The sequence below is a fragment of the Streptomyces sp. NPDC056161 genome (genome assembly GCF_042268025.1).
Lineage (GTDB): Bacteria > Actinomycetota > Actinomycetes > Streptomycetales > Streptomycetaceae > Streptomyces.
The window spans coordinates 24,112-36,392 of sequence record NZ_JBHJUV010000081.1 but is presented as its reverse complement, the minus strand read 5'-3'; the positions used below and the strand labels follow the sequence as shown (position 1 = coordinate 36,392).

General features: G+C 71.6%; 10 protein-coding genes. 4 read left to right on the top strand and 6 right to left on the bottom strand.

The genetic code is table 11. The features are described from left to right. Positions 1 to 47 precede the first annotated feature (47 nt). Entirely contained in the window at positions 48 to 1,754 is a 1,707-nt protein-coding gene (locus ACFC09_RS42065; RefSeq protein ID WP_376537759.1) for a glycerol-3-phosphate dehydrogenase/oxidase, read from the bottom strand. A gap of 284 nt (positions 1,755 to 2,038) precedes the next feature. Here ACFC09_RS42065 and ACFC09_RS42060 point away from each other — a divergent pair, with 284 nt between their 5' ends. Continuing rightward, entirely contained in the window at positions 2,039 to 3,247 is a 1,209-nt protein-coding gene (locus ACFC09_RS42060; protein WP_376537756.1) for a nucleotide sugar dehydrogenase, read from the top strand. A gap of 822 nt (positions 3,248 to 4,069) precedes the next feature. Here ACFC09_RS42060 and ACFC09_RS42055 read toward each other — a convergent pair. The 4 genes from ACFC09_RS42055 to ACFC09_RS42040 all read right to left on the bottom strand — a co-directional run bounded on the left by ACFC09_RS42055 (position 4,070) and on the right by ACFC09_RS42040 (position 8,492). Further along, a complete protein-coding gene (locus tag ACFC09_RS42055; RefSeq protein ID WP_376537754.1) occupies positions 4,070 to 5,194 on the bottom strand; it encodes a GuaB3 family IMP dehydrogenase-related protein in 1,125 nt (374 codons plus the stop codon). A 132-nt stretch (positions 5,195 to 5,326) separates the two neighbouring features. Then, entirely contained in the window at positions 5,327 to 6,829 is a 1,503-nt protein-coding gene (gene guaB, locus ACFC09_RS42050) for an IMP dehydrogenase (protein WP_376537752.1), read from the bottom strand. A gap of 129 nt (positions 6,830 to 6,958) precedes the next feature. Then, positions 6,959 to 7,546 (bottom strand): sigma-70 family RNA polymerase sigma factor, encoded by a 588-nt coding sequence (locus ACFC09_RS42045; protein ID WP_376537750.1) that lies wholly within the window; start codon positions 7,544 to 7,546, stop codon positions 6,959 to 6,961. A gap of 334 nt (positions 7,547 to 7,880) precedes the next feature. Next, positions 7,881 to 8,492, bottom strand: a complete 612-nt coding sequence (locus ACFC09_RS42040; protein WP_003948568.1) for a response regulator transcription factor — start codon at positions 8,490 to 8,492, stop codon at positions 7,881 to 7,883. Between the two features lie 381 nt (positions 8,493 to 8,873). Here ACFC09_RS42040 and ACFC09_RS42035 point away from each other — a divergent pair, with 381 nt between their 5' ends. Continuing rightward, on the top strand, positions 8,874 to 9,203 hold the full coding sequence (locus ACFC09_RS42035) for a WhiB family transcriptional regulator (RefSeq protein WP_376537748.1): 330 nt from the start codon (positions 8,874 to 8,876) through the stop codon (positions 9,201 to 9,203). Positions 9,204 to 9,748: 545 nt separating this feature from the next. Here ACFC09_RS42035 and ACFC09_RS42030 read toward each other — a convergent pair. Beyond that, a complete protein-coding gene (locus ACFC09_RS42030; RefSeq protein WP_376537746.1) occupies positions 9,749 to 10,648 on the bottom strand; it encodes a LysR family transcriptional regulator in 900 nt (299 codons plus the stop codon). Positions 10,649 to 10,728: 80 nt separating this feature from the next. Here ACFC09_RS42030 and ACFC09_RS42025 point away from each other — a divergent pair, with 80 nt between their 5' ends. Both ACFC09_RS42025 and ACFC09_RS42020 read left to right on the top strand, forming a co-directional pair. Then, the gene (locus tag ACFC09_RS42025; protein ID WP_376537744.1) at positions 10,729 to 11,409 is read left to right on the top strand and encodes an MOSC domain-containing protein; all 681 of its coding nucleotides are present in this window, start codon (positions 10,729 to 10,731) and stop codon (positions 11,407 to 11,409) included. 97 nt (positions 11,410 to 11,506) lie between these two features. Next, a complete protein-coding gene (locus ACFC09_RS42020) occupies positions 11,507 to 12,277 on the top strand; it encodes an SDR family NAD(P)-dependent oxidoreductase (RefSeq protein WP_376537742.1) in 771 nt (256 codons plus the stop codon). Positions 12,278 to 12,281: the final 4 nt, after the last annotated feature.

The following is a 12,281-nucleotide window of genomic DNA, read 5'->3' as shown; positions in this document are numbered from 1 at the left end:
GGCCCCGCGGGGGCCCGCCGCCCGCCGGCGGCGTGCCCGCCGGCCGGTCAGAGGGGCACGATGTCCGGCGCCCCCAGCCGCGCCGCGTCCGCCGTGAGGTCGTCGGGCTGCAACTGGGACTCCCGCTCGGCCTGCACCCGCTTCTCGTAGTGCGCGACCTCACGTTCGATCTGGTCCTTGTCCCAGCCGAGGACGGCCCCCATGAGTTCGGCGGCCTCGCGGGCGCTGCGGGTGCCGCGGTCGAAGGTCTCGATCGAGATCCTGGTCCGGCGGGTCAGCACGTCGTCCAGGTGCCGCGCGCCCTCGTGCGTGGCGGCGTACACGATCTCGGCGCGCAGGTAGTCGTCGGCCGCCTGCAAGGGCTCGCCCAGCGAGGGGTCGGCGGCGACCAGGTCCAGGACCTCGTCCGCCATCGACCCGTACCGGTTCAGCAGGTGCTCGATGCGCACCACGTGCAGCCCGGTGCGAGCGGCGATCCGCGCACGCGCGTTCCACATCGCCAGGTAGCCCTCCGCGCCCAGCAGCGGGATGTCCTCGGTGACGCAGTCGGCGACGCGCATGTCGAGGCCGTGCACCGCCTCGTCGACCGCGTCCTTCGCCATCACCCGGTACGTCGTGTACTTGCCGCCGGCGACCACGACGAGCCCCGGTGCCGGATGCGCCACGGTGTGCTCCCGCGAGAGCTTGCTGGTCGCGTCGGACTCCCCGGCGAGCAGTGGGCGCAGTCCCGCGTACACGCCCTGGACGTCGTCGCGCGTCAGCGGTACCGCGAGCACCGAGTTGACGTGCTCCAGCAGATAGTCGATGTCCGCGCTGGAGGCGGCCGGGTGGGCCTTGTCCAGGTCCCAGTCGGTGTCGGTGGTGCCGACGATCCAGTGCCGCCCCCACGGTATGACGAACAGGACGGACTTCTCCGTACGCAGGATCAGCCCGGACGAGGAGTGGATGCGGTCCTTGGGCACGACCAGGTGGATGCCCTTGGAGGCACGGACGTGGAACTGGCCCCGCTCCCCCACCATCGCCTGGGTGTCGTCGGTCCACACGCCGGTGGCGTTGACGACCTGCTTGGCGTGGATCTCGTACTCCCCGCCCGCCTCCACGTCCTGCACCCGGACGCCGACCACCCGCTCGCCCTCGCGCAGGAAGGCGGTCACCCGGGCGCGGTTGGCGACCTTCGCGCCGTACGACGCCGCGGTGCGCACCAGGGTCGCCACATAGCGGGCGTCGTCCACCTGGGCGTCGTAGTACTGCAATGCCCCGACCAGGGCGTCCTTGCGCAGGGCGGGGGCGACGCGCAGGGCGTGACGGCGGCTCAGGTGGCGGTGCACCGGCAGCCCCCGGCCGTGGTCGCGGGCCATCGACATCGCGTCGTAGAGCGCGACGCCCGACCCGGCGTACAGCCGCTCCCAGCCCTTGTGCTGGAGCGGGTAGAGGAACGGCACGGGCTTGACCAGGTGCGGTGCCAGCCGCTCCAGCAGCAGGCCGCGCTCTTTCAGGGCCTCACGCACGAGCGCGAAGTCCAGCATCTCCAGATAGCGCAGGCCGCCGTGGATCAGCTTGCTGGACCTGCTGGACGTGCCCGACGCCCAGTCGCGGGCCTCGACCAGGCCGGTGGTCAGGCCCCGGGTGACCGCGTCCAGCGCGGTGCCCGCGCCGACCACTCCGCCGCCCACCACCAGAATGTCCAGTTCGCGCTCGGCCATGCCCGCGAGTGCCTCCGCGCGCTGTCCCGGCCCCAGTGTCGCTGTCCTCACCGCTGCCTCCCGCTGTCGGTCGCATCGGCCGCACCCGGTGGGCGAAGCCCGGCTCGTCCCCACCCCCTGCCCAAATTCTGACCGGGTTGCCCGACTTCAGCCACCACGCGGCCCCGGCCTGTGGACAACGACCGCGTGACCAGCGAGGGACCACCGGAAGACACAGGAACACAATCCCACATAACGGTCATATTTACTCCTAGTGTGACAGTGCGCTCGTCCGTCCTGTCCACCGGGCTTGCGCACCTGCCCCGCTTCGGTTATTGGGAAGGACGGCCCACGCCATGCCCGCAGACCTCGCCGTCATCGGACTCGGTCCCTACGGCCTGCCCCTCGCCCAGGCAGCCGTGGCCGCCGGCATCTCCACGCTCGGCTACGCCACCGGACCGGAAGCCGGATCGCTCAGCCCGGCCGAACTGCGCCGGATGCTCTCGGAGGGCTTCCGGCGGGCCACCGACCCGGCCGGGCTCGGCCGGGTGCGCACCGCCGTGATCTGCGCGCCGACCCCCCGGGCCGCGGACGGCGGACTGGACCTGAGCCAGGTGGAGGCCGCCGCCCGCACCCTGGCCGAGCGGCTGCGCCCGCACACCACGGTGATCCTGGAGTCACCGGTGCACCCGGGCACCACCGAGGAGTTCCTGCGGCCCCTGTTGGAGAAGGGTTCGGGGCTGCGCGCGGGCCGCGACTTCCATCTCGCCTACGCGCCCAGCCGGGTCGACCCCGGCAACCGGGAGCACAGCCCGGCCAACACGCCCAAGGTGATCGGCGGCCTCACCCCGGCCTGCACCGAGTCCGCCGCGGCGTTCTACGCGCGGCTGACCGACAAGGTGGTACGCGCGCGTGGACCGCGGGAGGCGGAGACGGTGCAGTTGCTGGAGACGAACTTCCGGCACGTCAACATCGCCCTGGTCAACGAGATGGCCGTCCTTTGCCACGACTTGGGCGTCGACCTGTGGGACGTCATCCGCTGCGCGGAGACCAAACCGTTCGGCTTCCAGGCGTTCCGGCCGGGCCCCGGGGTTGGCGGTCACGGCGTCCCGCAGGACCTGACCGGCCACGCCGGCCGACCGCTGCGCATGGTGGAACTGGCCCAGCAGGTCAACGGCCGCATGCCCCGGTACGTCGTCCAGCGGGCCGCGGCCCTCCTCAACGAGCACGGCAAGTCGGCCCGCGGCGCGCGCGTGCTGCTCCTCGGCGTCACCTACAAGGCGGATCTCGCCGACCAGCAGGGCACCCCCGCCCACGAGGTCGCGATCCGGCTGATGGAGCTGGGCGCCTCCGTCAGCTACCACGACCCCCACGTGGCCTCGTGGAACGTCCTGGACCGCCCGGTCCCCCGCGCCGACTCCCTCTACGAGGCCGCGGCCGACGCCGACCTCACGATCCTCCTCCAGCAGCACCGCACGTACGACATGCAGGGCCTGTCGGTGAAGGCGCAACTGCTGCTGGACACCCGGGGTGCCACGCCCACGGGGGCGGCGCACCGGTTGTGAAAGGGGGCGCGTGCGGCGCGGATCGCTCCAACGCCGGTGGCAGACGGAGTTCGCGGACCGGTAGCGTACAAAGAGGTGGAGCCCACCGCAGCGGGTACTGCGGTGGGCTCCAGAAAAGCGAACGGAGTGTCCACCCCTAGGCTCTATAGGGGTGGCCGCTCACCGGCTGTGAATCCACCTCCTCCGCCGCCGGACCGCCCCACAGCGAATCCGGTACCGTACAAAGAGGTGGAGCCCGCCACAGTGGCCACTGCGGCGGGCTCCAGAAAAGCGAACGGAGTGTCCACCCCTAGTCTCTATAGGGGTGGCCGCTCACTTTCCGTAAATCCGCAAGATCCACCTCCTCCTGAACTTCACCAGCCGGAGCCGGATGTCGTCCCAGCGGGTGGGCTTGCGGTGACGGCCCATGGGCGCGCCCCCTTCCACGATGCCGCCCAGAGGCCCGGTAGGGCGGTCCGTCGGAATTCGGGCCGGGCCCCGAGGGGCCGGGGTCCGGAACCGTGTCCTTGGAAGGGGGGCGCCCCGGAGAACCGGGTCGCCGATCACTGAAACTACCGGCTGGATACGCCCGTTCAGCCCATAATCACCCCGAATGCAACCGCGCGCCCCACGCACGCCGTTCACGCCCCGCCCGGCCATGACCGCCCGCCCTTCGGGCATACGAACCCTCAGGCATGCGGAAGGGCCCGGCCGTCCGCACAGGCTCACAGGCTTGTGGCGGTGGCCGGGCCCCTTGGACCGGCTCGGGCGCCCTTGCTCAGGTCCAACGCCCTCACTCGGGCAGGGCACTGTTGCTCACGTCGAACGCGCTGTCACCGTGGCTCAGCGCCGGTGCTGCGAGTCCGCGACCGTGACCTCCACCCGCTGGAACTCCTTCAGCTCGCTGTAGCCGGTGGTCGCCATGGCGCGGCGCAGCGCGCCGAAGAAGTTCATCGAGCCGTCGGGGGTGTGGGACGGACCGGTGAGGATCTCCTCGATCGTGCCCACCGTGCCCAGGTCGACCTTCATCCCGCGGGGCAGTTCCTCGTTGACCGCCTCCATGCCCCAGTGGTGGCCCTTGCCGGGCGCGTCGGTGGCGCGGGCCAGCGGGGAGCCCATCATCACCGAGTCGGCGCCGCAGGCGATCGCCTTGGGCAGGTCGCCGGACCAGCCGACGCCGCCGTCCGCGATCACGTGCACGTACCGGCCGCCGGACTCGTCCATGTAGTCGCGGCGCGCCGCGGCCACGTCCGCGACCGCGGTGGCCATCGGCACCTGGATGCCGAGCACGTTGCGCGTGGTGTGCGCGGCGCCGCCGCCGAAGCCGACCAGCACACCGGCCGCGCCCGTGCGCATCAGGTGCAGGGCCGCCGTGTACGTGGCGCAGCCGCCGACGATCACCGGGACGTCCAGCTCGTAGATGAACTGCTTGAGGTTCAGCGGCTCGTGCGAGGACGACACGTGCTCCGCGGAGACCGTCGTACCGCGGATGACGAAGATGTCGACGCCCGCGTCCACCACGGCCTTGGAGAACTGGGCCGTGCGCTGCGGGGACAGCGCGGCCGCCGTGACCACACCGGAGTCGCGCACCTCCTTGATGCGCGCGCCGATCAGCTCCTCGCGGATGGGCGCCGCGTAGACCTCCTGGAGCCGGCGCGTCGCCGCCTCGGCGGGCAGTGCGGCGATCTCGTCGAGCAGCGGGCGCGGGTCCTCGTACCGCGTCCACAGGCCCTCCAGGTTCAGCACGCCCAAGCCGCCCAGCTCGCCGATGCGGATCGCGGTGGCCGGGGAGACGACCGAGTCCATGGGGGCGGCCAGGAAGGGCAGCTCGAAACGGTAGGCGTCGATCTGCCAGGCGATCGAGACCTCCTTCGGGTCCCGCGTACGGCGGCTGGGGACGACGGCGATGTCGTCGAAGGCGTACGCCCTGCGGCCCCGCTTGCCACGCCCGATCTCGATCTCAGTCACGTCCTGGCCTTTCCCTGATGCGTTCAGCGTCTTCCAGTATCGCCGACGGGCCTGACACCGGCCCCCGCGCCCGTGCGACGAGGGCGGCCCCGATCCGGGACCGCCCTCGGACACACCGCACGCGCGCGTGCGTCACTTCCGGCTGTAGTTGGGTGCCTCGACCGTCATCTGGATGTCGTGCGGGTGGCTCTCCTTGAGGCCGGCCGAGGTGATGCGGACGAAGCGTCCCTTCGTCTCCATCTCCTCGATGGTGCCGGCACCCACGTAGCCCATGGTCTGGCGCAGGCCGCCGACCAGCTGGTGCAGCACGTTGGCCAGCGGGCCGCGGTAGGGCACCTGGCCCTCGACGCCCTCGGGCACGAGCTTGTCGTCGGAGGCGACGTCGGCCTGGAAGTAGCGGTCCTTCGAGTACGAGCGGCCCTGGCCGCGGGACTGCATGGCGCCCAGCGAACCCATGCCGCGGTACGACTTGAACTGCTTGCCGTTGATGAACAGCAACTCGCCGGGCGACTCCTCACAGCCCGCGAGGAGACTGCCCAGCATCACCGTGTCGGCGCCTGCCGCCAGGGCCTTGCCGATGTCGCCGGAGTACTGCAGACCGCCGTCGCCGATCAGCGGGACACCGGCCGGACGGGCCGCGAGGGACGCCTCGTAGATGGCGGTGACCTGCGGGACGCCGATGCCGGCCACCACGCGCGTCGTGCAGATCGAACCGGGGCCCACGCCCACCTTGATGCCGTCGACACCGGCGTCGATGAGGGCCTGTGCGCCGTCCCGGGTGGCGACGTTGCCGCCGACGACGTCGACGGACACGCTCGACTTGATCTTCGACATCCAGCTGAGGGCGTTGCTGTTGTGGCCGTGCGAGGTGTCCACGACCAGGAAGTCCACACCGGCCTCGGCCAGGCCCTGGGCGCGCTCCAGCGCCTCCGGGCTGGCGCCGACGGCGGCCCCGACGAGCAGCCGGCCCTCCGTGTCCTTGGCCGCGTTCGGGTACTGCTCGGCCTTGACGAAGTCCTTGACCGTGATGAGGCCCTTGAGGATGCCCTGGTCGTCGACCAGCGGGAGCTTCTCGATCTTGTGCTGGCGCAGCAGTGCCATCGCCTCGACACCGGAGATGCCCACCTTGCCGGTGACCAGCGGCATCGGCGTCATGACCTCGCGGACCTGCCGCGAGCGGTCGCTCTCGAAGGCCATGTCCCGGTTGGTGACGATGCCGAGCAGCCGCCCCTCCGGGTCGGTGACGGGGACACCGCTGATGCGGAACTTGGCGCACAGGGCGTCCGCATCGGCGAGCGTGGCCTCCGGGTGCACCGTGATCGGGTCGGTGACCATGCCGGACTCGGACCGCTTGACCAGGTCGACCTGGTTGACCTGGTCCTCGACCGAGAGATTGCGGTGCAGCACGCCGACGCCGCCCAGCCTGGCCATGGCGATCGCCATGCGGGACTCGGTCACCTTGTCCATCGCCGCCGACAGGAGCGGGATGTTGACCCGCACGTTGCGGGAGATGCGGGACGAGGTGTCGACCGCGCCCGGCAGCACGTCGGATGCGCCCGGCAGCAGCAGCACGTCGTCGTAGGTCAGCCCGAGTGTCGCGAATTTACCGGGCACTCCGTCGACGTTCGCAGTCATGACACCTTCCCCAATGGCCTTGATCGGTGCGGATGCCCATGCTAACGGGAAGCGCACCTCTCGGATTCCACGGTCCAGGTCGGTCCCGGCCTTCGTATGTTCGTACGGACCTCGTGCGCCGTCCGTCGGCTACTGCTCGGCCAGGGCCCGCAGCCGACTGAGCGCTCTGTGCTGGGCCACCCGTACCGCGCCGGGTGACATTCCCAACATCTGACCTGTCTCCTCCGCGGTCAAGCCCACCGCGATGCGCAGCAGCAGCAGTTCGCGCTGGTTCTCCGGAAGGTTGGCCAGCAGCTTCTTCGCCCACTCGGCGTCGCTGCTGAGCAGGGCCCGCTCCTCGGGGCCCAGGGAGTCGTCCGGCCGCTCCGGCATCTCGTCGGAGGGGACGGCCGTCGAACCGGGGTGGCGCATCGCGGCGCGTTGCAGGTCGGCGACCTTGTGCGAGGCGATGGCGAAGACGAACGCCTCGAAGGGGCGGCCGGTGTCCCGGTAGCGGGGCAGGGCGAGGAGGACGGCGACGCAGACCTCCTGCGCCAGGTCCTCGACGAAGTGACGCGCGTCGCCGGGGAGCCGGGACAGCCGGGTGCGGCAGTAGCGCAGCGCCAGGGGGTGGACATGGGCGAGCAGGTCGTGCGTGGCCTGCTCGTCTCCGTCGACGGCGCGATGCACGAGCGCACCGATCGCCCCTGGGGCCGTGCTCGCCTCGTCGTCACGCATCGGTCCATGGTGCCCTGAGGCCGTCCGGTCCGTCGCAGGGTGCTGGTGGTTGTGCATCGAAGCGTTATGAGCAGGTGCGCCGGCACTCATCTCCTGCGCCCTCCCCTTCCGCTCGACCGACTCGTCCCCGAGAGACTCCACACCTCAAGGATGCGGCATCCGCGGCGAAACAAGCAGCGGGCACCCGCCGGACGGTGCCGTCCGGACCGGCGACCGCGCCCCCGAGGGGGCGCGGGGAACCGCGTGACCAGCAACGAACGGCCCGCACTTCGCCGATCCGGGCACTCTTCGCGACCCTTGGGCCACTTGAGCGGACCGCACGCCCGGCCGGGGTCTAGCGGACCAGGCCCCAGCGGAAGCCGAGCGCCACCGCGTGGGCCCGGTCCGAGGCACCGAGTTTCTTGAACAGGCGTCGGGCGTGGGTCTTCACGGTGTCCTCGGAGAGGAACAGCTCGCGCCCGATCTCGGCGTTGGAACGGCCGTGGCTCATGCCTTCGAGCACCTGGATCTCACGCGCGGTGAGCGTGGGCGCGGCGCCCATCTCGGCCGAGCGCAGGCGGCGCGGTGCGAGCCGCCAGGTCGGGTCGGCCAGCGCCTGGGTCACCGTGGCGCGCAACTCGGCACGTGAGGCGTCCTTGTGCAGATAGCCCCGGGCGCCGGCCGCGACCGCGAGCGCCACGCCGTCGAGGTCCTCCGCGACGGTGAGCATGATGATGCGCGCCCCCGGGTCGGCGGACAGCAGTCGGCGCACGGTCTCGACGCCGCCCAGTCCGGGCATGCGCACGTCCATCAGGATGAGGTCCGAGCGGTCGGCGCCCCAGCGGCGGAGGACTTCCTCGCCGTTGGCCGCCGTCGTTACGCGCTCGACACCGGGCACGGTCGCGACCGCGCGGCGCAGCGCCTCTCGGGCAAGCGGGGAGTCGTCGCAGACGAGGACGGATGTCATGACCGCCCTCCGCAGCTGATGCGCATCACCTTGAGCCTCCAGGCTGGTACGGAATCGTCACCTGTGCGGTCGACCGTCTCGGACGCCTGCCCGAGCGCTTGTGTTCTCAACCGCCTCCGCACTCTCAACGACGGTCACTCGAAAGAGTTACGGGGCTGCGTGCCATCTTCGGCACTCTACGTGAGGGCGCGCACACGGTGCATACATGCCCGACAGACTCTCAACTTTTCATCACAACCTATGCCCCGTTTAGCCCCTTTTCTTCCCCTTTGACGGTGTCTGGGGCTAGATTCGCAATGAGTCATATTTTCATCTTCTTAGACCGGACATGTACGGTCGTTGGCACCGTATCCGCCCAGAACGGCTGCAAGGGGTCACGTAATGGCAGATTTCTCCCGCCTTCCCGGACCGAACGCGGACCTGTGGGACTGGCAGCTGCTGGCTGCCTGCCGTGGGGTCGACAGTTCGCTCTTCTTCCACCCGGAAGGGGAGCGCGGGGCGGCTCGGAGCGCTCGCGAGAACTCGGCCAAGGAGGTCTGCATGAGGTGCCCGGTCCGTGCGGAGTGTGCGGCGCACGCGCTGGCCGTGCGCGAGCCGTACGGCGTCTGGGGCGGCCTGACCGAGGACGAGCGCGAGGAGCTGATGGGGCGGGCGCGGAACCGGCTGGTCTCGGCATCGTCGACCAGCGGTAATACCGCCCCGAACGCCTGAAGGAACGTTTCTTTAAATTGCATACCATTTTGCAGGGCCTGCGGTGTTCGCGGCGTACGCCGCGGTTGCCGTGTTCTCCGCACACTCTGCGTTCTCGGCACTCTCTGCGTTCTCGGCGTCCATCGCGCCGTCCCGGTGCCGTGGCACCCGTACGCCTGCCCGCGTCCGTGGCCGCACGACGCACGGGCGGCTCCCGCCCCTTTCGCCACCGCGTGACGCGGCCCGCACGGCTCGTCACCGCCTGACGCGGCCCACTCGATCCGTCCCCGCACGGCTCGTCACCGCACGGCCCGTCACCGCCTGACGCGGCCCACTCGATCCGTCCCCGCACGGCTCGTCACCGCACGGCCCGTCACCGCCTGACGCGGCCCACTCGATCCGTCCCGCACGACGCTGCCCGCCCGGTCCGTCCGGCACGACGCGGCCCGCACGGTTCGTCACCGCATGCAGTGCCCATCGCACCCGCCGCGCCCGCCGCCACGCAGCAGCCCCGCCGCGCCTCCTCCGCCACCGCGCCGCGCGGCCCGGCCGCCCCGTCGCGCCCGTCACTGCGGTCGCGCGGCCCGCTCCAACTGCTCCAGCGTCGCCGCCACCGCCGGCACCAGTGCCAGGTCGGGCAGGGTGAGAGCGACGATCTCCCGCCGGACCGCCGGCTCCAGCGCCACCGTGCGCGCGCCCCTCGGGCGCACCGACTCGATCGCCAGCTGTGGCAGGACGGCCACGCCCAGTCCGGCGCCGACCAGGCCGACCACCGCCGGATAGTCGTCGGTGGCGAAGTCGATGCGCGGGGTGAAGCCCGCGGCCGCGCACACCTGCGTCAACTGGCCGCGGCAGCGCGGACAGCCCGCGATCCAGGGTTCCTCGGCCAGGTCGCCGATGGCGACGCTCCCCGCGCGGGCCAGCCGGTGCCGCTCGGGCACCAGGGCGACCAGACGGTCCGTCAGCAGCGGGCGTACGACGAGGTCGTCCCACTCCTCGGCGCCCGCCGCGCCCGCGTACCGGAACGCCAGTGCCACGTCGCAGTCGCCCGCGCGCAGCAGCTCCACGGACTGCGGAGGCTCGGCCTCCTCCAGAGAGACCCGGGTCCCCGGGTGGGCGGCGCGCAGCGCGGCCAGGGCGGTGGGCACCAGGGTGGAGCTGCCGCTGGGGAAGGACACCAGGCGGACCCGGCCGGCCCGCAGCCCGGCGATGGCGGCGATCTCCTCCTCGGCGGCGGTCAGCCCGGCGAGGATCCCCGACGCGTGCCGCACGAGCGCCGCGCCCGCCTCGGTCAGCCGCATCTCACGGCCGCTGCGGACCAGCAGCGGGGTGCCGACCGAGGTCTCCAGGGCCTTCATCTGCTGGCTGACGGCGGGCTGGGTGCAGCCCAGTTCCCGGCCGGCCGCCGAGAACGAGCCGGTGGTGGCGACGGCGCGCAGGACGCGGAGATGACGGGCCTCGATCACCCTTCGAGCATAAGCCGCCCTTGGACCAGATGGCCAATATTGAGTCGACGCTTTGAGTGAGGGTGACGTAGCGTGGTCGCATGGAGCTTCTTTCGGTGAATCTGGGGCGCCCGAAGGCCGTCGGCTACACGGACCAGCCGGAGGGTTTGACGGGCATCGACAAGCGTCCGGTGGACGGACCGGTACGGGTGGCCGCGCCGGGCCCGAAGGGGAGCGGCGCGAGCGGGCTGGCCGGGGACGCGGTCTGCGACCTGCGCCACCACGGGGGCGACGACCAGGCGGTGTACGCGGTCGCGCGCGAGGATCTCGACGACTGGGAGCGCGAGCTGGGCCGGACGCTCGCCAACGGCGCCTTCGGGGAGAACCTCACGACGAGCGGCCTCGACGTCTCCGGAGCGCTGATCGGCGAGCGCTGGCGGATCGGCCCGCGGGTCGTACTCGAAGTCACCTGCGGGCGCATCCCGTGCCGGACGTTCCAGGGCCATCTGGGCGAGCGGGGATGGGTGAAGAGATTCACGCGGAAGGGTGCCCCGGGCGCCTACCTCCGGGTGATCGAAGCGGGCGAGATCCGGGCCGGCGATCCGGTGGAGATCGTGCACCGGCCGGACCACGACGTGACGGTCGCCGTGCAGTTCCGCTCCGAGACGACCGACCGGGAGCTGCTGCCCCGGGTGCTGGCGGCGGGCGCGGCCCTGCACCCGGAGTCGCTGGCCGACGCCCGCGCGTACGTGGCGAAGCACGGCGGCGGCCAGGGCGGCTGAGCGGCTGTCACGAGCGGCCCGCGCGCGGGGCGGCGCGGGAGCGAACGGCCCGGCGCAGGCAGCGCCCTCTCGCGCTCCGGGTAACTACTCTTGGGCCATGACAACGGCTCTGATTACGGGATCGACGTCGGGGATCGGTGCCGCGTTCGCGCGGCGGCTGGCGGCGGACGGGCATGACCTCGTCCTGGTGGCCCGGGACACCGACCGGCTGCGCGAGCAGGCCACCGAGCTGCACGACCGGCACGGCATCGAGGCGGAGGTGCTGACCGCCGACCTGTCGCAGGACCAGGGCATCGAGACCGTCGCGGCCCGGCTGGGCGACCGCAAGAGCCCGGTCGATCTGCTGGTCAACAACGCCGGCTTCGGCAACAAGGGCCGCTATCTCGACGTACCGATGACCGACGAGCTGCGCATGGTCAAGGTGCACGTCGAGGCGGTGCTGCGGCTGACGTCGGCGGCGGCCGAGTCGATGCGGGAGCGCGGACGCGGCGGGATCGTGAACGTGGCCTCGGTGGCGGCCTTCGTGCCGCGCGGCACGTACGGGGCGTCGAAGGCGTGGGTCGTGCAGTTCACCCAGGGAGCGGCCCGGGACCTGGCCGGTACGGGCGTCCGCCTGATGGTGCTGGCCCCCGGCTTCGTGCGCACCGAGTTCCACGAACGGGCCGGGATGCGCACGGACAGCATCCCGGGATGGATGTGGCTGGACGCGGACAAGCTGGTCGCGACGGCGCTCACGGACCTGGCGCGCGGCAAGACGTTGTCCATTCCGGACCCCCGCTACAAGACCCTGATGGGCCTGGCGAAGGTGGCCCCGCGCGGGCTGGTGGGCGGGATCAGCTCACGGACCCGCAAGTACGGCCCGCAGTGAGCAC